The 23,022-nt window shown below is 40.3% G+C and carries 23 protein-coding genes and 2 pseudogenes; 17 read left to right on the top strand and 8 right to left on the bottom strand.

Features of this window, described 5'->3' with window-relative positions:
* The first annotated feature begins 9 nt into the window (after positions 1 to 9).
* Both LG307_RS20180 and LG307_RS20175 read left to right on the top strand, forming a co-directional pair.
* On the top strand, positions 10 to 1,485 hold the full coding sequence (locus LG307_RS20180) for a glycoside hydrolase family 32 protein (protein ID WP_404445805.1): 1,476 nt from the start codon (positions 10 to 12) through the stop codon (positions 1,483 to 1,485).
* 77 nt (positions 1,486 to 1,562) lie between these two features.
* Complete coding sequence (locus LG307_RS20175) at positions 1,563 to 2,519, top strand: carbohydrate kinase (protein ID WP_404445803.1); 957 nt, start codon at positions 1,563 to 1,565, stop codon at positions 2,517 to 2,519.
* 273 nt (positions 2,520 to 2,792) lie between these two features.
* Here LG307_RS20175 and LG307_RS20170 read toward each other — a convergent pair whose 3' ends face one another.
* Entirely contained in the window at positions 2,793 to 3,632 is an 840-nt protein-coding gene (locus LG307_RS20170) for a TetR/AcrR family transcriptional regulator (RefSeq protein WP_404445800.1), read from the bottom strand.
* Positions 3,633 to 3,727: 95 nt separating this feature from the next.
* Between LG307_RS20170 and LG307_RS20165 the strand changes: the two genes are divergently transcribed.
* Together LG307_RS20165 and LG307_RS20160 are read left to right on the top strand one after the other, a co-directional pair.
* Entirely contained in the window at positions 3,728 to 6,805 is a 3,078-nt protein-coding gene (locus LG307_RS20165) for an efflux RND transporter permease subunit (RefSeq protein ID WP_404445798.1), read from the top strand.
* 198 nt (positions 6,806 to 7,003) lie between these two features.
* Positions 7,004 to 7,489: pseudogene (locus LG307_RS20160) on the top strand (plasmid pRiA4b ORF-3 family protein); the annotation flags it as partial.
* Between the two features lie 129 nt (positions 7,490 to 7,618).
* Here the strand turns inward: LG307_RS20160 and LG307_RS20155 are convergent.
* The 3 genes from LG307_RS20155 to LG307_RS20145 all read right to left on the bottom strand — a co-directional run bounded on the left by LG307_RS20155 (position 7,619) and on the right by LG307_RS20145 (position 10,485).
* Positions 7,619 to 7,981 (bottom strand): DUF3889 domain-containing protein, encoded by a 363-nt coding sequence (locus LG307_RS20155; RefSeq protein WP_404445796.1) that lies wholly within the window; start codon positions 7,979 to 7,981, stop codon positions 7,619 to 7,621.
* Between the two features lie 458 nt (positions 7,982 to 8,439).
* Positions 8,440 to 9,366 (bottom strand): LD-carboxypeptidase, encoded by a 927-nt coding sequence (locus tag LG307_RS20150; protein WP_404445793.1) that lies wholly within the window; start codon positions 9,364 to 9,366, stop codon positions 8,440 to 8,442.
* Positions 9,367 to 9,591: 225 nt separating this feature from the next.
* A complete protein-coding gene (locus LG307_RS20145) occupies positions 9,592 to 10,485 on the bottom strand; it encodes a LysR family transcriptional regulator (protein WP_404445790.1) in 894 nt (297 codons plus the stop codon).
* A 107-nt stretch (positions 10,486 to 10,592) separates the two neighbouring features.
* Here LG307_RS20145 and LG307_RS20140 point away from each other — a divergent pair, with 107 nt between their 5' ends.
* From LG307_RS20140 to LG307_RS20105, 8 genes are all read left to right on the top strand, one after another.
* Positions 10,593 to 10,769 (top strand): Spo0E family sporulation regulatory protein-aspartic acid phosphatase, encoded by a 177-nt coding sequence (locus LG307_RS20140; protein WP_404445787.1) that lies wholly within the window; start codon positions 10,593 to 10,595, stop codon positions 10,767 to 10,769.
* Positions 10,770 to 10,891: 122 nt separating this feature from the next.
* Positions 10,892 to 12,349: a spore germination protein gene (locus tag LG307_RS20135; protein ID WP_404445784.1), complete on the top strand. Its 1,458-nt coding sequence runs from the start codon at positions 10,892 to 10,894 to the stop codon at positions 12,347 to 12,349.
* 108 nt (positions 12,350 to 12,457) lie between these two features.
* The gene (locus tag LG307_RS20130; RefSeq protein WP_404445782.1) at positions 12,458 to 13,219 is read left to right on the top strand and encodes a TerC family protein; all 762 of its coding nucleotides are present in this window, start codon (positions 12,458 to 12,460) and stop codon (positions 13,217 to 13,219) included.
* A 127-nt stretch (positions 13,220 to 13,346) separates the two neighbouring features.
* A complete protein-coding gene (locus LG307_RS20125; RefSeq protein WP_404445779.1) occupies positions 13,347 to 14,117 on the top strand; it encodes a hypothetical protein in 771 nt (256 codons plus the stop codon).
* A 122-nt stretch (positions 14,118 to 14,239) separates the two neighbouring features.
* Complete coding sequence (locus LG307_RS20120; protein WP_404445776.1) at positions 14,240 to 14,746, top strand: SRPBCC domain-containing protein; 507 nt, start codon at positions 14,240 to 14,242, stop codon at positions 14,744 to 14,746.
* Between the two features lie 233 nt (positions 14,747 to 14,979).
* Positions 14,980 to 15,549, top strand: coding sequence for a TetR family transcriptional regulator (locus LG307_RS20115; protein ID WP_404445774.1), 570 nt, complete (start codon positions 14,980 to 14,982; stop codon positions 15,547 to 15,549).
* A 67-nt stretch (positions 15,550 to 15,616) separates the two neighbouring features.
* Positions 15,617 to 15,952, top strand: coding sequence for a DMT family transporter (locus LG307_RS20110; protein WP_404445771.1), 336 nt, complete (start codon positions 15,617 to 15,619; stop codon positions 15,950 to 15,952).
* Position 15,953: 1 nt separating this feature from the next.
* Complete coding sequence (locus LG307_RS20105; RefSeq protein ID WP_404445768.1) at positions 15,954 to 16,268, top strand: DMT family transporter; 315 nt, start codon at positions 15,954 to 15,956, stop codon at positions 16,266 to 16,268.
* Between the two features lie 506 nt (positions 16,269 to 16,774).
* Here the strand turns inward: LG307_RS20105 and LG307_RS20100 are convergent.
* From LG307_RS20100 to LG307_RS20090, 3 genes are read right to left on the bottom strand one after another with little or no spacing between them, the layout of a single operon-like run.
* Entirely contained in the window at positions 16,775 to 17,149 is a 375-nt protein-coding gene (locus tag LG307_RS20100; RefSeq protein WP_404445765.1) for a hypothetical protein, read from the bottom strand.
* On the bottom strand, positions 17,136 to 17,666 hold the full coding sequence (locus tag LG307_RS20095) for an exosporium protein D (RefSeq protein ID WP_404445763.1): 531 nt from the start codon (positions 17,664 to 17,666) through the stop codon (positions 17,136 to 17,138). Before LG307_RS20095 ends, LG307_RS20100 begins: the two co-directional genes overlap by 14 nt.
* Positions 17,656 to 18,153 carry a hypothetical protein gene (locus LG307_RS20090; RefSeq protein WP_404445760.1) on the bottom strand — a complete coding sequence of 166 codons (498 nt, stop codon included), beginning with the start codon at positions 18,151 to 18,153 and terminating at the stop codon, positions 17,656 to 17,658. The genes LG307_RS20095 and LG307_RS20090 overlap by 11 nt, the downstream gene beginning before the upstream one ends.
* Before the next feature lie 281 nt (positions 18,154 to 18,434).
* Between LG307_RS20090 and LG307_RS20085 the strand changes: the two are divergent.
* The 3 genes and pseudogenes from LG307_RS20085 to LG307_RS20075 all read left to right on the top strand — a co-directional run.
* Positions 18,435 to 18,614, top strand: a pseudogene (locus LG307_RS20085) (SRPBCC domain-containing protein); the annotation flags it as partial.
* Positions 18,615 to 18,962: 348 nt separating this feature from the next.
* The gene (locus tag LG307_RS20080; protein ID WP_404445757.1) at positions 18,963 to 19,340 is read left to right on the top strand and encodes a hypothetical protein; all 378 of its coding nucleotides are present in this window, start codon (positions 18,963 to 18,965) and stop codon (positions 19,338 to 19,340) included.
* A 128-nt stretch (positions 19,341 to 19,468) separates the two neighbouring features.
* Positions 19,469 to 20,029, top strand: a complete 561-nt coding sequence (locus LG307_RS20075; RefSeq protein WP_404445755.1) for a thioredoxin family protein — start codon at positions 19,469 to 19,471, stop codon at positions 20,027 to 20,029.
* Between the two features lie 40 nt (positions 20,030 to 20,069).
* On the opposite strand, the gene LG307_RS20070 is transcribed toward LG307_RS20075, so the two are convergent.
* Positions 20,070 to 20,627 (bottom strand): hypothetical protein, encoded by a 558-nt coding sequence (locus LG307_RS20070; RefSeq protein WP_404445753.1) that lies wholly within the window; start codon positions 20,625 to 20,627, stop codon positions 20,070 to 20,072.
* Between the two features lie 277 nt (positions 20,628 to 20,904).
* On the opposite strand from LG307_RS20070, the gene LG307_RS20065 reads away from it, so the two are divergent.
* Together LG307_RS20065 and LG307_RS20060 are read left to right on the top strand one after the other, a co-directional pair.
* Positions 20,905 to 21,480, top strand: coding sequence for an RNA polymerase sigma factor (locus LG307_RS20065; RefSeq protein ID WP_404445750.1), 576 nt, complete (start codon positions 20,905 to 20,907; stop codon positions 21,478 to 21,480).
* On the top strand, positions 21,461 to 22,948 hold the full coding sequence (locus LG307_RS20060) for an anti-sigma factor family protein (protein ID WP_404445747.1): 1,488 nt from the start codon (positions 21,461 to 21,463) through the stop codon (positions 22,946 to 22,948). The genes LG307_RS20065 and LG307_RS20060 overlap by 20 nt, the downstream gene beginning before the upstream one ends.
* Positions 22,949 to 23,022: the final 74 nt, after the last annotated feature.

The raw sequence follows: 23,022 nt of genomic DNA, 5'->3' as shown, positions 1-23,022 counted from the left end.
AGAGTGTTCATGACAGTTCAATATAAAGAGAATCATCGCCCGCAATTTCATTTCTCCCCCAAGGAAAAATGGATGAACGATCCGAACGGGATGGTTTTTTTCAACGAAGAGTATCATTTATTTTATCAGTATCATCCGCATGGTACTACATGGGGGCCTATGCACTGGGGACATGCAGTAAGCAAAGACATGATCCATTGGGAAGAGTTGCCTATTGCATTATACCCGGATGAGCATGGTGCCATTTTCTCGGGAAGCGCGGTTGTGGATTGGAACAATACTACGGGATTTTTTGAGGACGCCCCAGGTTTGGTTGCGATTTTTACTCATGCAGATAACTATCCTGGCACAGAGCTGCCACGACAGCGTCAAAGCTTGGCATACAGCAAAGATGATGGAAGAACATGGGTAACTTACGAAGGGAATCCAGTCCTTTCTGATGTGGACATTACAGACTACCGTGATCCAAAAGTGTTCTGGCATGAAGAAACAAACAAATGGGTGATGGTGCTGGCAACGGGTCAAACCGTTACAATCTACACATCCACGAACTTGAGAGAGTGGGAGTTTGCCAGTGTGTTTGGAATGAATGAAGGATCACATGACGGTGTCTGGGAATGCCCGGATCTATTCCAATTGCCCATTGATGGAGAACAAGAGAACAAGAAATGGGTCATGCTCGTAAGTATTGGAGATAACCCGAAATTCAAAGAAGGATCCAGAACGCAGTATTTTGTCGGGGACTTTGATGGCACAACCTTTCTGAATGAACATTCTGAAGAAGCCGTTCTTTGGCTGGACTATGGCAGAGATAACTATGCAGGTGTGAGCTGGTCTGATATTCCAAGAGAGGATGGCAGGCGGATCTATATTGGTTGGATGAGCAACTGGCGCTATGCTAATCAATTGCCAACAGAAGAATGGCGCAGTGCGATGACATTACCAAGAGAATTATCTTTAACATCCACGGCCGCCGGTCTGCGAATCGTGCAGTCACCTGTAGCGGAAATCAATAGCATCCGCGGGGAAGCGGAGTCATTTAAAGATCTAGCTCTTGACGAAAATAAACCAATTTCTTACAAGATCAGTGAATTAACAGAGATAGAGGTTGAATTTGAAAAAGAGACCGCAGAATTATTCGGTTTATCCGTCATGAATTCCAAGGAGGAAAAAACAACAATCAGTTATGATGCAGTGAAGGAATTGTTAATCGTTGATCGTACGGCTGCTGGTGATAATAGTTTCTCAGAATCATTCGCTGCTATCCAGGAAGCACCCTTGAACATGGACGGTGAAACAATAAATCTTCAAATCTTCGTGGATGCGTCATCCATTGAGGTCTTTGCCAACAGTGGAAGGATTGCAGTTACCAGCCTTGTCTTTCCTCATGAAAAAGCAAATAAGGTAAATTTATTTTCAAAAGAAGGAACGGCAAACGTACGTCAATTAACACTTACGCCTCTTAAATCAATCTGGAGTATGTGAAGAGTAAAGTAAAGAAGGGCTCTAATCGAAATTTTGATTAGAGCTTTTCAATTATGGATGGAAAGGTGGATCTTTTAATGGGTGAAAATACTTCGGTCATTTGTATGGGAGAGCTACTGATAGATTTTTTCTGTACAGACGTGGACATTGATTTAGAAAGAGGGAAAAACTTTGAAAAGCAAGCAGGGGGAGCTCCTGCCAATGTATGTGCGACCATTGTGAAATTGGGAGGATATGCGCTGTTCAGCGGAAAGGTGGGGAATGATCCATTTGGACACTTTCTGAAAAATACATTGGACGAGGTAAAGGTAGATACGTCGATGCTTGTATTGGATAAAATCAACCCGACAACATTGGCCTTTGTGTCATTAAAGAAAAATGGTGAAAGAGACTTTGTTTTTAATCGGGGGGCAGATGCTCTTTTATTGGAGGAGGAACTTGATCAAGACAAAATGGAGCAAGCTTCCATCCTACATTTCGGTTCGGCAACCGCTCTATTGGAGGAACCTTTCAGAACCACCTACTATAACTCCTTGCGATCGGCAAAAGAAAGGGGACAGTTTATATCCTTTGATCCAAACTATCGGTTGGATCTTTGGAAAGGAAGAGAAAGTATTTTTGTCGATTTAGTGAAACAAGGAATCTCATTGGCTGATTTTGTGAAAGTCAGTGAAGAGGAATTAAAAATCATCACAGGTACCGAGGAGCTTGAAAGCGGTGTGCAAATCCTTCATGCACTGGGAGCAAAAATAGTAGCCATAACATTGGGGAAAAGAGGCACATTGATCTCAAACAGAAAGAAGCAAGAAACTATACCTAGTATTCCTGTAGATTCCATTGATTCGACTGGAGCAGGTGATGCATTTGTGGGAGCCGCACTTTTTCAATTTTCCAAAGGGAATAACGCTGAAAAGATACTGGAAGATTTTCAACTTCTTAAAGAGATTATCTTATTCAGTAATAAAGTAGGTGCATTGGTTTGTACAAAAGTAGGGGCTATTACATCCATTCCAACACTGGAAGAAGTTATATAGATACAGTATTCGAGAGGGTGTAACAGGAATGATGAATGTAAGCAATTTAAATTCCAGCTGGCAGTTTAAAGAGAGCTCTAAGTTAGATCAGTGAAGTGAATTATTCGAAAAACTGGATGAATTAGTCAAATAAAGGGGAAAAGTATACAAAAACTTTCAAAAATCTTCGGACATTTGAATAAACAAGGGCTGTCGGGACACAAGGTTTGCACAGGGACAGGCCGTACCCCAAACTGGGGCGCGGTGCCTGTCCCTGTCCCTAAAACCTACACCCTAAAACCCAAACCACCTATCCAACACCAACGCCAGCCACTTCCCATCAGCATGCACCCGCACATTCTCAATCAACCCTCTCCGAACGGCAAGCGGCAGCGAAGGCTCCAAAATGTCCTCCCGCAACATATCCAAAGATTCCCTAACCACAGGATCTTCCATTTCCCCTGCCTGCTTATCAATCAAAGCAAGAACTTCTTCCTTAGAATCAGAATCCCCGATTTTATCTGCATTTTTCAAATAAAACTCCAGCTCCTCCGTAATAAACGGAATGTTAGAATGCTTTGCTAAGCTATCCGTTTTTTCCACAAGCGACTGACACAGTAAATCCATATCCAACTCCACCTTGTAGAAAAGAAACAGCTCCGAATAAATCCGCAAAAAGCCCTTCACACAATAAACAAGGTCAAACTTGGTTGCCTGAACTCTGTCCCCATAGATACTCTCGACCATGTCCAAAATATTCTTGGACGTCTGGACATCATAGGCCCGGGATTTCAACAATAACTCCTGGTTCAAAGAATGGGGCATTTCTTTTATAAGAACTTTTGCAAAATCGGCGTGTTTTGCAAAGAAATGAAACATTAATTTATAGAATTTATAAAGTAAATTGGGATCATTTTTTCCTAAATTGACTAACTGGTCAGTTTCGACCGTTACCTCCATGAAAAAGTGGTCAAGCATCTCTGTGATCAGCTCGTCTTTTGATTTAAAAGACAGGTAGAAAGACCCCTTAGATATGCCGCATTGCTCCGTGATTTGCTGAATGGAAGTGGCTTCAAAGCCTTGTTTGGCGAAAAGCTCTGTCGCTTTTTCCATGATTAGTTGTTTTTTAGACATGTAATTTCTCCTATACTAATTCGTTGACATATGACCGGATAGTCATTATTATATGAAATGGAGTATATAAAGTCAATAAAAGGGTAGGTGCAACCGTGAGAGGGTTAGTCAATTTTGCAATAAGAAATAAACTGGCAGTATGGTTACTCACAATTATTATTACTGTAGCTGGAATTTATTCCGGTACAAAGATGAAAACGGAAACGATTCCAGATATCTCGATCCCATTTTTAATGGTGATGGATGTTTATCCTGGAGCTACACCAGAAACCGTGATGGAGGATGTCTCGATCCCGCTTGAGCAGGTGGCGGAAGGGTTAGACAATGTGAAAGCTGTTTATTCCAACTCGTATTCCAACATGGCAAACTTACAGATTGAATATGAATATGGAACAGATATGGATGAGGCAAAGCGGGCGTTAGCATCTGCATTGGCTGATGTGGAACTGCCTGAGGGTGCCCAAGAACCGATGGTTACCTCGATCAGCATGAATATGATGCCTGTTGTTGCATTAAGTGCAAGCAGTGAAACAGAGGATATCGTGGAACTTTCGGCAACGGTGGAAGAATCATTGCTTCCGAAGATTCAAAAGCTTGAAGGCGTTGCGTCCGCGACCATTGCCGGACAGCATATAGAAGAAGTCGAGCTTCGCTATAACACAGAACGTATGACAGAACTCGGGTTAACCGAAGATGATGTCAAACAAATGATCCAAGCAAGCAACATGGACGTTTCCTTAGGACTTTACGAATTTGAAGAGGGAGAGGAAGCAGTTTCCGTCGATGGGAAATTCATGACCGCAGCGGAACTAGAGGAAATGCTGATTCCTGTTACTCCTTCCGAAACGGTTCAAGTTCCTTTTGTAAAATTAAGTGATATTGCTGAGATCGAAGTGATCGGTAAAGTGGAATCTGTCTCCAGAACGAACGGAGCAGACGCCATTGCGATCCAAGTATTGAAGCATCCGCAAGCAAACACGGTGGATGTCGTAAATGAAGTAAAAGCATTAATGGAAGAAGAAGAAAAACGTATCGATGGTTTAGTAGTTGATGTGACCCTTGATCAAGGAGAACCAATCGAGAAATCCGTTACAACGATGGTGGAAAAAGCGTTGTTTGGTGGGGCCATTGCCATCTTGATCATCCTGTTATTCTTAAGGGATATCAAATCCACCCTTATTTCCATCGTTTCCATCCCAGTGTCGATTTTCATTGCATTTTTACTATTAAACTGGATGGAAATCACATTGAACATCATGACGCTTGGTGCGGTGACGGTCGCAATAGGACGTGTGATCGATGACTCCATCGTTGTGGTGGAAAATATATACCGCAGATTGCATCTGAAGGAAGAAAAATTAACAGGACGCGCACTTGTCCGGGAAGCAACGCTTGAAATGTTCAAGCCTATTCTTTCCTCAACGCTCGTAACGGTTGCTGTTTTTGCACCGCTGATCTTCGTTGGCGGAATGGTTGGAGAGCTGTTCATGCCGTTCGCCCTAACGATGACTTTCGCGCTTGGAGCGTCCTTAATCGTGGCAGTAACCATCGTTCCGGCGATGTCGCACTTCCTTTTCAGGAAAAAGCTTTATAGCGAAAAAACAGAAAGCGGCCATAAAGAAGTAGGCAAGCTTGCAAATTGGTACAAAGGTGCCTTGAATTGGTCCTTGAACCATAAAATTATTACATCCATTATCGCGGTTGTATTATTGGTCGGAAGTCTTGGACTGACGCCGCTTATCGGGTTCAGCTTTTTAGGTAGCGAAGAAGAAAAAGTGATGTACTTAACGTACACACCAGAAGCTGGGGAGCTAAAAGATGAGACCCTCGCGAATGTAGAAGAAGTCGAAAAAGCCATGATGGAACGGGACGATATCAACATTGTCCAGCTGTCTGTCACAGACGGTGCCAATGAACAAATGGCCATGATGGGCGGCGGCTCTGACGGTGTGTTAATGTACCTTATCTTTGACGCTGACATGGAAAACTTCCCTGAAGCAAGAACCGAAGTGGAAGACTATGTGTTCAACATCGGTCAATCCGGTGAATGGAAAAGCCAAAACTTCACCACTGGAGCCATGGCATCCAACGAGATCAGCTATACATTTTCCAGTGAAAATCTTGATGATTTGAATGAAACTGTGAAAAAGATGGAAGACGCGATGAGCGGAACAGATTCTCTCGAAAATGTTTCGTCGACTGCTGAGGAAGCCTATGTCGAGCATACTCTGAAGGTCAGTCAGGATGAGTTGCTTCAATACGGACTGACAGCAGGTCAAATCGTGATGATGCTTAGCCCGCAATTTGAAGAAGTGTTGACAAATGTAGAAAAAGACGGCAAAACCCTTGATGTGATTGTAAAACAAGAGCAACAAGAGCAGCCAAAATCGATTGAAGAATTATTAGCAACAGAAGTGCCAACAGCTATGGGAACCACGATGCCTCTATCAGAGCTTGTGGAAGTAGAAGAAGGCACCACGCTGAATACCCTGGCAAGATCAAAAGGCGAATACTACGCTTCTGTCAGCGGAACGGTCATTGGCGATGACGTTTCCAAAGCAACGGCAGAAGTGGACGAAGCGATCAGCGACGTAGATCTGCCAAACGGCGTAACGATGGAAGTTGCCGGAGTGACAGCAGACATGCAAGAAACATTCACGCAGCTCGGGCTTGCCATGCTTGCAGCCATCGCGATTGTTTACTTCATCCTAGTTGTGACATTCGGTGAAGGGGTCGCACCATTTGCGATCTTGTTCTCCTTACCATTCGCCGTAATCGGTGCCTTTGTCGGCCTGTTGCTTGCAGGAGAGACGATTTCTGTTCCAGTTATGATGGGACTACTCATGTTGATTGGTATCGTTGTAACGAACGCGATCGTATTAGTCGACCGGATCATCCACATGGAACGTGACGGATTGACCATGCGCGAAGCCATCCTGGAAGCAGGCGCAACCCGCTTACGCCCAATCCTTATGACAGCTATCGCAACCATCGGAGCACTGATCCCACTAGCAATCGACGGTGGTGGAGGCCTGATTTCCAAAGGACTCGGAATTACCGTTATTGGTGGACTGACAAGTTCAACACTGTTGACGCTTATCATTGTACCGATTGTGTATGAAGTATTGTCGAAGATGTTTAAGAAAAATCGTAGAGAAGTGAAAGAGAATTAGATAAAGGGAAGAGGCGTCCAGAGGTGTGCGCCTCTTTTTTGTGGGAAAAGGGGACAGGCACAATGCCCCTCTTCCTATGTTAAAATCAAGGCAACACGATAAAAAAGGAGAACCTTATGCAGGCTACATCCGCAATGGTGTATGTCAAAACTAAAGACCGGAAGTTAGTGGCAAGATTAGCTTCATAAGCGTTCTGTTTGGAGACGGATTACTGTTCCCTCTGGTATTACTTTTTCTAAGCTGCGTGACGTTTTACAGACTGCTTTCTCTTGGCAAAACAGCCATATTCATGACTTTGAAATTTTTGAAAAGAAACAAGGTGGTTCTGGATGGGAGGAAAAACCTAGCCTTAACTTGGTTTGTCATGAGGAAGCCTTTTCCTATCAAGGAGCCGTCCCTATGAAAATGGAGCACGGGTATAAACTGAAGGATTTTACAGGGAGCAAAATTGTGTACAATTATGATTTCGGCGATGATTGGAAGCACACAATTGAAGTGGAAGACGTCATAAAAGATTACACCGTCAACTATCCAATCTGTACGGACGGCGAAGGAAACGCACCGCCTGAAGATGTAGGAGGAGAGATGGGGTATGAGGTTTTTATCTCTATCTTAAAAATCGCAAGCATCCCGATTACCACCAAACAAAAGAGTGGGGGAGATGCAAGGGTACGTGGAGTTTAATAAAGAAGAGATAAATTGGATGTTGAAGAAGGTGTGAGCTGGGTGATTCTGCAGCTAGGTCACTAAATGAGAAAGCCCTAGGTTAATTGCGTGCTTTAACCTAGGGCTTTTTTCATAGTATGCAATCCACTATCTACGCTTTTTACCCTTTGCTTTTCGCTTAATTTCCTCCAATTTAACCTCTTTAACCATCTCCGTATCATTATAAAAACTAATCGTCACGTTAACCCCGAACTCTTTGTCCTCTCCTTTTAACCATAACCTGAATTTTTCCGTTGTTAATATCGGCCCTTCCTGTCTGCCCAGATGTGAATAGTCCACAATCTCCGCTTTTGGATAGGTTTCCTTCGTCCGTTTCATTGCAAGTTGTCCCCATTTTGCGTAACTTGGTACTTGTTGGGTTGTTATCTGTGTGGCCATTGATGATGAAGCAGGTTGATACCCTATCAATAGGAAACAAGCTATACATGAAAATAAGATTATCTTCTTCATAGTAAATCCCTCCATTTGAGGCTTATCGTACCCAAACAAGAGTGATTTTAATTTATTTTAAGGAAAACTGTAGGTGAATCATGGTGTTTGCCTCTACAACACCATTAAGTATGTAATTATTTTTGGATAGTAAATTTTAATCAAACGTTTGTTCAGAATTATTTTTCATCGCTTGGAATAAGGAGTGAGAGGGGTATGACAAACATCGACTATTTTGGCATGGTATTTTGAGATAATGATGAGGTTGCATAGAGGGTCCATGCTAGCTAGCAAAAGGTAAATATACAAAAAGCGAAAGGAATTAGATAAAAAAAGACCTAAAGTATACAAAAAAACCGGTGAATTATACAAAAAACCTGTTCAAATTATCGATAGTCCATATATTTACATCTAAAACCGCTCTGGTTACCATAAAATGCGCTATCCCCACACCTCCTTCCTTCTCCCCAGACTCATCTCTATCTCCACGACACCGCCGGCTCCATCACTGTTATTGTATTATTCGTAGCGTTCATATTAACGGTAGCTCCTATCGGTATAGCGGCCTTAAACCTGCCATGGCCTGTAGCGAAGTTGGTGATCAATGGCTTCCTAGTAGGAACGAGAACTGAATTAATGAGGTCTGCGTAGGAAGTGTTATACGCCACCGGACAATTCGTGCATTCCCCCATGATGATGCCGAGGCAATCGTTGAATTTTCCTCCCATCGACAGTTGGGTAAAGTAACGAAGTATCATGTTGGCCGGTGTATGGGTGTCCTCCAGAAACAAAATTTTACCTTTTGTATCGACTTCATACGGCGTGCCGAGCGTATTAACGATGGAAGTGATATTTCCTCCAACGATAGGCCCTGTCACATTTCCAGGATTTATCCCCATTCGCACAACTTCCGGTGGATTGATAAGGGCACGCGGAGAGGTGAATGTAGAAGTCGCTGCAAAAAATTGATTGAAATTGTAAGAGGGAGTTTCCGCTCGAAAATCAATGAGCATCAGGCTGTGAAACGTAATAAGATCACTATACTGATAAAGGCTATTCAAAAGGACGGTGATATCACTGTATCCTGAAATCAACTTAGGGTTTTCCCCAATCACATCAAAATCAAGATAAGGAAGAATCCCTTGTACACCTGTCCCGCCGCGTGTCGCAAGGATCAGTTTCACATTAGGATTCTTAAACATATCCATAAGATCCTCAGCCCTTTTGTCAGCAGGAGCGGACACAATCCCATCAATAGAGTACACGTACTTTCCAAAAACAACGTTAAACCCCATATCCCGCAAAATTTGCACCCGTGTATTTATCGTAGTCGCAGCAAGTGGACTCCCTAAAGTAACCAAACCAATTGTATCGCCATTTTGAAGCGCAAGTGGTTTAATAGCCATGTACTTCGCTCCTCAAAAATCAATTTACTTCTATATATATGAGGAGAATTTTTTTTGAGAAGAGGGAGGTTAAACCTAGTAAGTCGATTTTAGCACCTTAATAGATTAACCAAAAGTTAACTAATGTTTATTTTTGTTGAATTTACATTAATTAGTTGAGAGCTTATAATTGTAGTCGTTTGATAATTAATGTAAATCGTGTTTAAAGATAAGAGTTAAATATGATCAAGCTCGAAGCAACTTGATTACCTTGTGCTGAAAATCGCTGACTTCATTAGAAGTTTCAACATTGTTGTGGCGAATTGCCCAGAAATCAAAATTTATTAGGTTAGGATTTCCCAAAGGAATGGCAGCTAAATTCCCATTCTTTACATCTGAGTGATTTTTGAATGAAAAATCATAAATAATACAAATAGCGTGTCCATCTAAAACAGATGTCCTTAAAACCTCGATGTTATTAGAAGTAAGGAAAGGTTGTACGTTTTTTAAAAACTTTTCATTCAGGAGTTGTGCTCGTTTAGAGTTATAGAGGACCACTTTTTCATCCTTGATGTCTTCTGTATAGATTATATCCTTGTGATAGAGACTGGAATGCTTGCTAACATATACACATGCATGCCCTGTATAAATTAAGTCAAAAACCATTGAATCCTGCATATTTGCATTTTTTAGCTCTTCTATATCAAAAGGGGAGAATGCTATGTCTATTTCTTTGTATTTTAATGCTTTCAAGATCTCATCTTGGTCCATTTCAATAATCTCTATTTGAACATGGCTATTTTCTTCTTTAAAAAGCAGATAGGCATCATAAATTACGTAGGTCAAAGATGGTCCGCATCCTATTTTGAGTGTCTTAGATTTAATTTCTGGTGTTAATTCTTTTTGTAGTTCATCCAAAATCGATAATATTTCAAGTCCGCTATTAATAATCTTTCTTCCCTCTGTCGTGGGAACGGTCCCCTGACGAAAGCGATGGAAAATGGTTATTCCCAGTTCTTTTTCAAGCTGAGAGATGGATTTACTGATAGCGGGTGTGGACACGTGCAAATTAATAGCTGCCCTTGTTAAAGATCTCTCTTTTGCTACCTCTAAGATATATTTTATTTGATCAAGATTCATAAGCCCTCAAACCCACCTGAAATTATTTTTATAACATTATTATAAATAGCCTTAAATTGTTAAACAACTTTAGCCTTATATTATTCAAAGAAACGAGACGAGCAATTATGCAAAATAAATTAGTTACGATGCCAAAAGAAAAACTGGAAAATCTAGTAGAAACCTTGAGGGAAAAATTATATCAATCATACAAAGAAAATGGTCTTGATAGTGATACAACCATCACCATAAGTCAAGAACTTGACGTTATATTGAATGTGATACAAATTCTGAAATTAAAATAAGCTCAATAGAGTTAGACTAATCAGTTAGTATAGTTTCACCTCATTCGTGCATATTAGTTAACGATCTAACATTTTCCTTTTAAAGGGAAAATATACTAATATATGCAAGGTGATTGATTGACATGTATAATTCCATTCATACAGATTTTGAAGAGAATATCAAAGACCTTCAAAAAAGTTTTCACCATACATCATCCCTTTCCATTAGAAAGTTGCAAATGGGCACCGAAAATACTGTATATGTTACTCTCATGTATATGGAAGAAATTGCTGATACTGATAAAATTGAGACCAATATTATTGAACCTCTTTTAGCGTTTGATGGTGAATTAGAGTGGGACGATTTCTTGGTGGAAAATGTGGCTCAAAAAATCGTTAAAACTGCCGGCATCAATATAGCAAGCACATTAAATGAACTGACAGATGCTCTTTTAAACGGAAATACGATCATGCTAATAGAAGGATATTCTAAGGGGATCATTGCCAAGAATGCTCAGAGGAAAGAGAGAAGTTTGGAGCAGGTGGTAAGCGAGCGTTCTCCGCGTGGTGGTATGGTAGGCTTAACAGAAAAGCTCGATACAAATATCGGTTTATTGCGCGGCATGATAAGAACTTCTAATTTTTGCATAGACTCTATGGATATCGGAGGGCTTTCTAAAACTGCCATTTCTATACTGTACATCCAAGGTGTCGTGGACCAAGATGTTTTAACTGAAGTTAGGCGGCGTATAGATAACCTGAAAGTTAACTATGTATTAGAGGCAAAACTAATTGAAGAAGCGATGGAGAATCCAACCAAGGATTTTTTATTTACTATGTCTGAGAACACCGAACGTCCTGATGTGATTACTTCCTCTTTATATGATGGAAAAGTAGTAGTGATGGTTGATGGGAATCCATATGGAATCATCTTACCAGGTTTATTTGTATCTGCCCTCCAGGCTCCAGATGAATATAATCAGAAACTGGGACGTTTTAGTATTCGATTTATAAGGCTGATCAGCTTCATTATGACGATTTATATCCCAAGCGTTTATGTTGTCATGTCTAAATTCTATTCTGATCAATTACCCAAAAATGTAGCTGAAACTTTGTTTAAGGGGGATGAGCTACTTTCCCCGTTTTGGAGTATGATTGTTTTATTTTTTTTACTTACAGTTTTAGCTGATGCGATCTTTAGAATCCCACAGAGTGCGATTATTTTTGTTTCTTTGTTGGCTACTATAGCAATTGGAGAAACAGCAGTTTCAGCAAAAATAATACACCCGTTCAGCCTTATATTAGTGGCCGTAACTTATTTAACAAGCCTTTTATTTGCCTCCAAGCAGATGGCAGCCCCTACCAATGCACTCCGTTTTGCATTTTTATGGATTGGAAATTTCTATGGAATCTCTGGCGTGATTATTGGGACAACCATTTTGATTATTTACATGGTTTCCCGTCGCTCTGTTGGCGTACCATACTTAACCCCAATCATCCCCTTCCGCATAGAAGAGTTTCATGATACGTTTTTTAGAGGCAGATTAGAAAAAATAAATAATAGTAAGCATAGCTATCCTAATATGGAAGGTGAGAAATAGATATTTTCTTCTTAAAAAAATTTTGGATACCTAATTCATCCATCACTAAAAGTTACGGGTGTTGCAAACCATAAATACGTAAGCCTACAGCTGTTAGGAGGATTAGTGATGGATGTATCCATATTATTGGAATATACATGGGTTTTATTGCTTCTTATAGCACTTGAGGGGCTTTTAGCAGCAGATAACGCCTTGGTATTAGCAATCATGGTAAAGCACTTACCAGAAAAAGAGCGCAAAAAAGCATTGTTTTACGGACTAGCAGGTGCGTTCGTTTTTCGATTTGGCTCTTTGTTTGCCATTTCATTTTTAGTGGATGTTTGGCAAGTACAGGCAATCGGTGCCATTTATCTTCTTTTCATTTCACTGAACCATATTCTTAGAAAATATGTCTTTAAGAGACAGAAGATAAAAAAAGAGAAGGAAAAGAAAGCTGGGTTCTGGGGAACTGTAATTAAAGTGGAGTTAGCTGACATCGCTTTTGCTGTAGACTCGATTCTAGCAGCCGTTGCACTAGCTGTAACACTTCCGGATACCCCGCTACCTGCCATTGGAGGGTTGGACGGCGGGAAGTTTCTGGTGATTTTTGCTGGAGGATTGATAGGGCTAATAATTATGCGTTTTGCAGCCAATTTATTCGTTGCCTTACTGAAATCTAGACCGGGTCTTGAAATTGCAGCATTCCTCATTGTCGGTTGGGTCGGGGTGAAACTCCTCGTATACACATTAGCGCATCCTCAATTAGGCATCTTACCTGAAACGTTCCCAAAATCCACAGAGTGGAAAGTAACGTTCTACGTAGTCTTGCTTCTGATTGCAGCAGGAGGATGGTTTTTCTCGAAGGCACAGGAAGAAGAAGTAATAAATTGATGAAAAAACAGTTCAGAAACTCTGGGCTGTTTTTTTATATTCCTTTGATTTCCCTGCAATGTTTATTTTTTTGTTAAATTAGTTTTAATGGAACTTAGCTGAATTAAGAAAGGACAGGTGTACAGCCATGCAGCCACCAATCTATATTCGTTCCATCTGGGACAGATTTTCGACCTATCCGATGGAAACTTTGACAAAAATGTGGGTGTATCATGCTCAAGTAAACAAGCCGAAACAACGTTCTGTTTCACAAATGAAAGAGGATAGAGAGGTGTTGGGTGTCACTGGGAATTGTTATGATCTTGCCATTTGGCTTTTGGATGCATTTAGAAAAGAAGGAATAACAGCTTATCCAATCGGCCATGATATTGGAACAGACGATGCCCATGTGGGTGTGATGGTTGTAGATGAGGAGGGAGATCGTTACTTATGTGACTTAGGTGACCAATGGCTTTCTCCAATTCTTATTAAGGAAGGTAAGAATTTTACGTCAGAAAAGCTTAGTGGTTTTTTTCCGGCGGCCGATATTCAGGTCTTTCCAAACAAGGAACAGGTCGAGATTCTTTACCATCGTCCTAACGGGAAAGTCTCTCGCCAGCATTACGAGACCAAACCGGTGGAAATGGACTATTTTTTAAAGGCAGCGGAAATATGCCAGAACTCGATTCAACCAAAGCCTCTACTTGAGTGTCGACTTCCCTACAAAAAGGAAATTGCTCATTGGGAATTTTATAATTGGAATAGCTTCTTGAGTACAACAGAAGGAATCATAGAGGATCCAGCCTTGATAAGGGTAGAGGATTGGGTGGAACGGATATATGAGAAAACAGGGTTTAATCGAGAGTTTTTATTTGATGTGTTGAGTAGATATGAACGGCTAGAAAAAGAAGGATATTAAAGAGCGGTGCCGAATAGTAAGGGAGAAGAAATGCCGATATGAGAAGGAAAGGTTTGGACAAACCTCCTCTTATATGCCGTTCTTCATGTAGCGTAATGCCAAAATTGATGGAGGACCGTTATATGACAACCAAAATGATCTCAAAAGTGGAAGGAAACGTACTGGTTTTAGAGCGTGAATTCAATGCCCCTAAAGACGTTTTATTTAAAGTTTTTTCAGAAGCAGAGCATCTAAGGCAATGGTGGGGACCGCGTGGCTGGGAGCTGACAGTTTGTGATCTGGACTTTAGAGAAGGTGGCGTTTGGCATTATTGCATGAAATGTGTGGATGAGAGCCAAGGCGACTTTTTTGGATTTGAGTCTTGGGGAAAAGCAGTTTACAAAAAAATTGTTCCGAATGAAAAAATCGAATATATCGATTATTTTTCAGATGCAGAGGGCAATGAGTCTTCGGAAATGCCTGCAACATTATCCACATTGTCGTTTGAGGAGCATGACGGCAAGACAAGGCTTGTAAATCGCGCGGAGTATGAATCTCCAGAAGCTTTGAAGACGGTGTTGGAAATGGGAATGGAGCATGGCATTAAAGAAACTTGGGATCGTTTGGAAGAGCATGTTTCGTCTCGTTAAGAGAATATATTTTGGAAGAAACACTGAGTATTAGGGGATACATAGGTATCCCTTATAGTATTTTATTTTAAGAAAGGTATGGACCTTTCCTCGTAAACTATACTTGCTTGATGGGTTAGCCTAATACATAAATACGTAAATACAGGCTACATAACGAACGCCATCCTTGACAAACAGTTTCTCTCCGGATAAAATGAATGATATTCAGTCATTAATGATTGGAGGGCATTGTATTGGATAAAAAAGAAAAGATTGTCCAGGCTTCGATTGAAGTATTTAAGGAAAAAGGCATTGAAAGAACCAAGATTTCAGATATTGTGAAAAGAGCAGAAATTGCGCAAGGGACGTTTTACTTGTATTTTCCTTCCAAACTTTCTGTGATGCCTGCAATAGCAGAGCAAATCGTATTAAAGTTCATGGAACAAATTAAAAAGGATGTTTCAACAGACGCATCTTTAAAGGAACAACTTGATCAATTGGTGGATGCTATTTTTCAGGTAACCGCGGAATTTCGTGATGTTTCGGCTCTTGTTTATGCGGGGATTTCTACCACAGAGCATATTAGCAAGTGGGAAACCATTTATTATCCTCTATACGATTTGGTTGCTTCTATTTTAAAAGAGAATCAAAAGCGTCATTTAATAAGGGATTCTGTAGATCCTGCCAGAACCTCACAATTATTGCTTGGGTTAATTGAATCTGCTGCTGAGCAGGTATTTTTATTCAATGAGTATGAGGCAGTAAATGAGCAAAAGCATAAGGCAGAATTACTTGAATTCTTGAAGCATGCTTTACGCCCGTGAAGTGTGTTTTTTATTTTGATAAAAATGAATGAACGTCATTCATATTATTACAAAGAGGAGAATCTTTATGAATAAATATTGGATATATGTACTGATCACCTGCGCATTGGAAATGGTGTGGGTTTTTGGCTTTAGTACAGCACAAACGGCATGGAATTGGGTGCTTGTCATTTTAGTAATCATCATTGATTTTTATTTTTTGGCTAAAGCATGTGAAGGACTGCCCACGGGAACGGTGTATGCAGTATTTGCCGGAGTGGGCTCTATTGGAACTGTACTAATGGATTATTTCCTGTTTGAAGGAAGCATAGATTTGATGAAACTATTTTTTATTGGCGTACTGGTGGCAGGAGTTATTGGTTTGAAGCTGGCTGACAATAAAACAGAGGAAGGGATGCAGTAAAATGGGTTGGTTATTTGTTACGTTCGCGGCAATAAGTGAAATCGTTGGTGTAATCGGATTGAAGTTATTCAGTACAAAGAAAAACCTAAAAACGGGAGCGTTGTTCCTCGGTGGTTTTGGAATGTCGTTTTTCTTGTTATATCAGGCATTTTCCTATCTTCAATTAAGTATTGCCTATGCAGTATGGATAGGTATAGGTACAGCAGGGGCTGTAGTGATAAACATGGTTTTCTTTGGTGAATCAAGAAACGGCTCACGTGTTTTTAGTTTGATATTAATTATTGTGGGTGTTACTGGTTTAAAGTTAGTTTCATAAAAGATCGACTAAGGAGGTTTCCTCTTTCGTACCATTAAGAAACCTCTCCCTTTAACCATGTTTTATGGGATATCCCTTTAGCAATTTCGTCTACCATAAAGAAAATAGCGGAGGCACCGACAGAAATAGATCGATTATAAAGGCTACTGGTAATAACATAGAAGTTAGCAAAGCTACCTTTACCTTCCTAAAACGATCTTGTGTAAGTTTTTCTCTGAATCCAGGGAAGAATAGCAATGCCGAGAAGAAGATTAGTACGCTTTTTATATAGATAGGAGTGCTAGAAAAGAAAAATAGAGCGATACATACTATTAAAGTCAGTATTAATACATAGGAATTTCCTCTCGTCTTATCTACCCTTCTTTCTTTGGTTTAAATATGGTAGACCTATTCTCTTTAACTATAAAGGAATTATCTGGTTTTAGATGTCTTTTTTAAAAAATAGTCAAAGGGCAGATCAGCAGTTTCTTTTATCAAAGGTATCCACCGTCCCGTTCCCTCACCACCTAACAATCAATGCAAAAAGTTTTCTGAATAAACACTTCAGCTGCGGCTTGACGTTCACCGACTTCGTCTTGGAAAACGATGGCGAGGAAAAAGAAGTCTTCTACTTGAAATGCTCTTGTGTTGGCATCTGTTTCTGCAACAATCGGGGGAGCGACCCTTTTTGTGAAAATGAAAACTTGAAGTGGAAATGGAGGAAAAGGGTCTACGGCAACAGATCTAATTTGAATCAGAGTTTGATTGTGGTTTGGGGTTTCATCCGAGAAAATGATCTCAGCTTGGTTTGGCCGGATGGGGAAGAGGAGAGGGATGTTACCGGTTTGGTTAAACCCGCTGCCTTGCACAAAATGATTTTCAATATGGCTATCCTTTTTCATTCTTGCTCACTCTTTCTCTGCAACAAATGCAGAATGTTTTTTCCATATAAACTTGTAAAATGCTTGGACCTTCAAACGTATTGGTAACTGTGAGTCGGACAAAATTTCCCACTTGAATCCCTCTTGGAATACCGGAGAATTCAGGTCCAAATGGGTTTGTAGTAAGGCGGATATCGATAGGTTCATCGGAATCCCTAGTATAAATTCTTACATCCAGAACCCTAAATGTATTATCAGGTGGGGCTGGCTCTACCGAAAGCTGGAGGAAGGTTTTATTGTGGTTTTTCGTATAATCCTCAAACACAACCAACTCCTCTCTAAAAGCTGGAACCAATATATTGATTGGAATGTTTCCGGTTAAGTTCTCGCCGTTTCCTCGGACCTTATGGGTTTCCACTTCACATCTATTTTCTATGCATTTTGGTTTTTTATGGTGACCATTAGGACTGACTCCCTGGGACCTCATGGAACCTAGTGCCTTCCTGCAATATTTCATTCGACAGTCTTTACATGACATTGCCAATACCTCCTTCTGAACATGAGATACAAAATGTCTTTTCTAGATAAAAGCTGATTTCTCGTTGAAAAAAGATTGGTAGATTATTAAGTTGCACCGATATCCGACGTACATTTTCCAATTGAAATGCCCGCGTTTGTGAGAGTGGGAGGTTGTATTCAAAAGGTGTCTCCGAAGAGTCGGTCGTTACCCTCACAAGCAAATTATTATCAAGGAATTCCGGGCCTAACGAAGGACTCCCAACCTGAAAGTAAGTTTTATTATGATTTTCTGTAAAATCCTCAAATAAAACATACTCATCACCCGCGTTAATAGTAAAAGTAAGCGGAATGTTACCTGTCTCGTTCTCACCGAACCCTTGAAACTTATGCGTTTCCACAAAATTCTCCGACGGGCACTTCCTATGCTCCCTCTCATTACTGAGGACCCTAGCAACATTATCAGTCAAACCGGCTGACTCCTGCTTAACGCTATACTTGCGTATCATCAAACGAACTCCTCCTAAAAAATACTAATCTATTAAAATATTCTATGAGACAAGTTCTGGAAAGGTGCATGAAAAGGGGTGTAGGAGAGTCGAGGGACAGGTTATGTGACCCTTTATTGCTTCAATAGAATAGTGCATTGTTTGAGAAAAGAACCTCGAAAAAGAAGGATATGAAAGGGGGCCACCGAATAGTAAGAAGGAGAAATGAGAGGCCGCCGCCAAGAGAAGAATTACCCATGTAGCCTGGGAAAACGTGATGAAAAATATGAAGGTGGAGGATTGTTAATGACAACCGAACGTTATCTACCTTGATGTTTGAGGAGCATGATGGTAAGACAAAGCTGATAAACCGCGCGGAGTATGAATCTCCGGAGGCTTTAAAGACCGTAGTGGAAATGGGAATGGAGCATGGTATCAAAGAAACGTGGGATCGGTTGGAAGAGCATGTTTCGTCTCGTTAAGAGAATAGATGTAGATGGGACATCATGAAGAAAGGGATACCTATCTAGGGTATCCCTTTTAGAATTCAAGCAATGTACTAGGCAAGACATGAGTTGAATTACCTGTCCCTTTAACCCAAAGGAGGAAGTATGCAAAAAATGAGGTGAATTATACAAATAAACCGCCGAAATAGTCAAATAAGCGATTCAAATTATTGATAATCCATATATTTACATAAAGTAACCGGAAACAGAACGCCAAAAGAGGCTGCTTTAATCAATCTTCACTCAAAAATTACCCTTGAGCATCCAATCAATCTCTGAAATAATCAATTTTAGTAGGAAATTACTAGGAAGGGGGTCCAAACTATGCGGAAACTGTCCATCGTGTACCTAATAATTTTCACCATCAGCACCAGCCTTACACTTTTCCTAGTTTACAAGGATGTAAATCACCCATTTGCAACGGCGATGGTAATAGGTTACGCCATATTTTTAATCGCTTCCCTTTTATATTTCATCCTTGCAATCCTTTGGAAAGCCAAAAGCCTACCACGTCAAGAGTTACAAAGTAGAGCGGGTCTATTTATCCTATATTTTATCGTTTTCTTTGGGCTGAGCTTTCTTCTAAACTTTAATGAACCGAATCTCTATAGATCTATATCTATTGCAATTGGGATGTCACTCGGATTATATTTCTTTGACTTGGCCTTGTTACCGAAAAAACCAGAAGAAAGTAAACCATGACCCTTAAAAAGTGGTCGGAACCATTAGAGAGGGGCTGCCTAATGAACTACTTGCAAAAAGGTGCTAAATGGGCTATAAATCATTTTATTACAAAAGAAGCCCAAAAAACAGTGTAGGAGGAATTCACCATGAAAACCGAACAACAATTTTACCAAGAAGGCAGATCCATTCAGACATACATGGATGAAATGAGTGAGTTAAAAGAAGAAAGCTTCACGGTCTACGAAAACTTTCGATTGCCTGCAGATGGTTTAATAGAAAAGCTGCAACAGCAATCGCTTCATTTCCTAACCATCACAGAAGACTGGTGCGGCGACGCGATGATGATCAACCCAGTCATCCGCAAGCTGGCTGAGGCTGCAGACATTGATTTTCGTGTAGCTCTAAGGGATGCAGATACGAGCCTGATTGACCGTCATCTGACAAATGGGGGACGAGCGATTCCGATGATTCTCATTCTAAGCGAACAAGGCGAACTTCTCGGCAAATGGGGGCCGCGTGCACCAGAAGTCCAACAGATAGTGGATGAACTCCGTGGTGGACTGCCGCCTAAGGAAGATTCTTCTTTTGCGGAAAAGCAGAAGGAAATTATTGCTACCTTAAGGGAAAGATATGTAAGCGAGGAAGTACTTTGGACATATGTGTATGAGAGTTTCAAGGGTACTTTGCTGAATATCTTGAATAGGTAATAGAGAGTGTATGGAAAGCCTGAGGTTAAGCAAGATAACCTCAGGCTTCCTTATTGTGGAATCCTCCAGAGCGGTAGCGTCCAATCTCGTCTAACATAAAAAAGATACAGGAGGCGCCGACAGCCAACAGCAGATACTCCGGCACAATCAAATACGTAGCAAAGCCTAAACCTATATGTAGAATACCGGAAATGAAAATACGAGAACTGCCGAATTTATCTGAGAAATAATCCGCAAAAATGGATGCAGGAATGCCATAAAAAATAGTGCCTATCGATCCATAAAAACAAAATAACAATAGCATGAACAAGGTCCCTAAGATAACTTCAAAAAAGAAAGTGATATTGGTACTGCCCGATGTGGAAAAAGTAAACCATTCAAACATAAAAAAGAATGGCAATAACATAGAAGTAAGTATTGCTACCCTAACTTTTCTGAAGCTATCTTTTGTGACTTTCTCTCTAAATGTAGGGAAAAACAGCAATGCTGTGAAAAAGCATTGAACGCTCTTTATATATGGAGGAATGCTAGAAATTAAAAATAGGGAAATACATAAAATTAAAGTCAGTATTAATACATAGGAATTACCCTTTATCATAAGTTTTTTGCTCCCCTTTTCTATCTTTTCTCTTTAACTATAAAGGAATTATCTGGATTTAGAAATATATATTTTATTAAAATTGAAAAACCGTAATGGAAAGGGGTACGTGTATAAAACTTTGAAAGCATTGGTAGCCGAGGTTAATCACTTTGGGCTACTTTTTTTATGAAAATTTTCTCATCGTGGGTCACCGTGCCTGTCCCCTCTACCCACTTTTTTCCCTTTCCATGAAATTTTTCTAATTATTATTACGTTATACTTAATAGATAGGGGGATGAGGCTTGTGGAACAGCAGGATGATATGTATTTTGTGGAGCAGGTGCTTGCAGGGAATAAGCAAGCGTTTGCGTTTATTATAAATCGTTACAAAAACAGGATTTATGCTGTGGTGCTGCGGAAGGTGAAGAATCCGGAAGACGCGAAAGACCTCGTGCAGGAGTGCTTCATCAAGGTATACGGGCAGCTTGATAAATATGATCGGAAAGGCAGCTTTGCGAGCTGGATATACAGAGTTTCCATCAATCATTGCATGGACACCTTTCGGAAAAAACAATTCCATACAGTGGAATACTCGGACGAAACGGGTGGCGGAACCTTAACACCGGAAGTGATTTATCTTCAAAAAGAAAAATATAAGCAAATGGAAAATCTTTTAGCTAGCTTGAAAAAGGAGGACCGTCTTATTGTCCTTCTCAAATACACCAACGATTTGAGCTACGAGGATATAGGCGAATTGCTTGATATCCCTGTACACACGGTCGCCAACAGAATTCACCGGGCGAAAAATCAAATGAGGAAAAGCATGCAACAGGAGAAAGGAGGCTATTTTCATGAAATGTTTCGAATTTGATCAGCTGGCTGCTTATATGGATGGAGTGCTGTCTCAGGAGGAAAAGAAACACGTTGAAAAACACTTGGAGTTCTGTCCCTCGTGTAGGGAGGTGGTGACTGCCCTTCAAAACGAGGATGCCTTCCTACAAGAAACAATTCAATCACCGCTGCTTCCCGCTGGATTTGATGACGAAGTGTTAAGCAAGCTTGAGCCGTACCAAACAAAAAGGAAACGATGGAACTGGCCATATCAGTTGCTGACTGCTGCAAGTATTATCCTGGCTTTTGGCATAGGAGCTTCCTTTTTTAGCGATACACAAAAAAGCGATACAGGAAATTCGGACACTCCAGTAGTACAAGAGGAAAAAGAAGCACTATATTCGGTGAAGGACGCAGGTGTTCTGCTAGAAGTTACGGATATTAGTGTAAGCCCATTGAAGATTGAAATTTTTTATAGATTAAAACCTGAAGAATGGGTGTTAAAGAATTTCTTAAAGAAGCATAATGTGGAACACCTTAGCCAAATAAAAGTTGAGTATGAGACCTTGCCGCCTAACGGGAAGATAGTGGATTTGAATGGACAGGAGTTGCCTCAAAGGGAAGTTTCTTTAGGGAGCAATGGTTGGTTGCAAAATTCAATTGTGATTAAACCTTCTGAAGTGGAAGAACTTCCTCTTCCTGATACGTTTCGTGCTCAGATAGAATTTGATGATTTTTTCATGCAAGAAGGGGAGTGGAGCATAGATGTCCCAATTGATGTGACAAAGGCAAAAACCCTTACTAAAAGTAATTCACATAATATCGATTTTATGTTTGATGATTTTTATGCAGGCCCGCTTAAGTGGCAGCTTTCAACCAATGCTCACCAACTGCAATTTTATGCGGAGTACACAGAAAATAAAAAAGATCAGCTTGAGGAAATTATAAAAGCTCGTGAAAATGAAGATTTAACATCCATGATAATGCCTGAGCTTAGTATTTTGAATAGTGCTGGTGAGGAATTATTGGTTGATGGATTAAACATAAGCTCGCATATGGGGGAGTCTTTTACTTTTGATTATGATTTTGCTAATCGAGTAAAAGGGATGGGTGTTTTGGAAAACTTACCTCGTAGTGAAGCATTGACTTTAAAACTAAAAGGTTTTCGAATAGAAGAGCCAGAAAATACTCAATTTGAATTGACTGACAATAACAATGAATTAGAAAAGAATGGATGGTCCATTAAATCTGTAACAGTCGAGCAAGATACAGCCAACTCAAAGTTGGTGACTATTATAGGTGAAACAAATATTCGTGACATTGAAAGCTTTGTAGCGGAAATAGGCGATAAGGAATGGGTTACCAATGAGGTGGTAAATAAAATGGTCACCAGTGAAGGTACCTTTATTATTCAGACTATCATGCCAAACAGCGTAACTAACTATCAACTAGATATTACAAGCGTAACTAAATGGTTTGAGTATGAGTGGGAGATTATGTTGTGGTGACAAGTTTGCTCTGAAATAGAAGGGTGAACATAGAGGGAATAATGTCGATAAACTGTGTTGAAAATCCGAGAGTT

The organism is Sutcliffiella horikoshii, assembly GCF_044809035.1.
GTDB lineage: Bacteria > Bacillota > Bacilli > Bacillales > Bacillaceae_I > Sutcliffiella_A > Sutcliffiella_A horikoshii_G.
Note: the sequence above shows the minus strand (reverse complement) of the source record. Positions and strands in the feature narration are given on the sequence as shown.

Coding starts and splice junctions, on each gene's coding strand:
- LG307_RS20060 (WP_404445747.1), top strand. CDS start 21,461: ATGAAATGTTTCGAATTTGATCAGCTGGCTGCTTATATGGATGGAGTG.
- LG307_RS20090 (WP_404445760.1), bottom strand. CDS start 18,153: ATGATACGCAAGTATAGCGTTAAGCAGGAGTCAGCCGGTTTGACTGAT.
- LG307_RS20105 (WP_404445768.1), top strand. CDS start 15,954: ATGGGTTGGTTATTTGTTACGTTCGCGGCAATAAGTGAAATCGTTGGT.
- LG307_RS20135 (WP_404445784.1), top strand. CDS start 10,892: ATGTATAATTCCATTCATACAGATTTTGAAGAGAATATCAAAGACCTT.
- LG307_RS20140 (WP_404445787.1), top strand. CDS start 10,593: ATGCAAAATAAATTAGTTACGATGCCAAAAGAAAAACTGGAAAATCTA.
- LG307_RS20155 (WP_404445796.1), bottom strand. CDS start 7,981: ATGAAGAAGATAATCTTATTTTCATGTATAGCTTGTTTCCTATTGATA.
- LG307_RS20150 (WP_404445793.1), bottom strand. CDS start 9,366: ATGGCTATTAAACCACTTGCGCTTCAAAATGGCGATACAATTGGTTTG.
- LG307_RS20070 (WP_404445753.1), bottom strand. CDS start 20,627: ATGATAAAGGGTAATTCCTATGTATTAATACTGACTTTAATTTTATGT.
- LG307_RS20065 (WP_404445750.1), top strand. CDS start 20,905: ATGAGGCTTGTGGAACAGCAGGATGATATGTATTTTGTGGAGCAGGTG.
- LG307_RS20110 (WP_404445771.1), top strand. CDS start 15,617: ATGAATAAATATTGGATATATGTACTGATCACCTGCGCATTGGAAATG.
- LG307_RS20120 (WP_404445776.1), top strand. CDS start 14,240: ATGACAACCAAAATGATCTCAAAAGTGGAAGGAAACGTACTGGTTTTA.
- LG307_RS20145 (WP_404445790.1), bottom strand. CDS start 10,485: ATGAATCTTGATCAAATAAAATATATCTTAGAGGTAGCAAAAGAGAGA.
- LG307_RS20125 (WP_404445779.1), top strand. CDS start 13,347: ATGCAGCCACCAATCTATATTCGTTCCATCTGGGACAGATTTTCGACC.
- LG307_RS20100 (WP_404445765.1), bottom strand. CDS start 17,149: ATGAAAAAGGATAGCCATATTGAAAATCATTTTGTGCAAGGCAGCGGG.
- LG307_RS20130 (WP_404445782.1), top strand. CDS start 12,458: ATGGATGTATCCATATTATTGGAATATACATGGGTTTTATTGCTTCTT.
- LG307_RS20080 (WP_404445757.1), top strand. CDS start 18,963: ATGCGGAAACTGTCCATCGTGTACCTAATAATTTTCACCATCAGCACC.
- LG307_RS20175 (WP_404445803.1), top strand. CDS start 1,563: ATGGGTGAAAATACTTCGGTCATTTGTATGGGAGAGCTACTGATAGAT.
- LG307_RS20095 (WP_404445763.1), bottom strand. CDS start 17,666: ATGTCATGTAAAGACTGTCGAATGAAATATTGCAGGAAGGCACTAGGT.
- LG307_RS20180 (WP_404445805.1), top strand. CDS start 10: ATGACAGTTCAATATAAAGAGAATCATCGCCCGCAATTTCATTTCTCC.
- LG307_RS20170 (WP_404445800.1), bottom strand. CDS start 3,632: ATGTCTAAAAAACAACTAATCATGGAAAAAGCGACAGAGCTTTTCGCC.
- LG307_RS20075 (WP_404445755.1), top strand. CDS start 19,469: ATGAAAACCGAACAACAATTTTACCAAGAAGGCAGATCCATTCAGACA.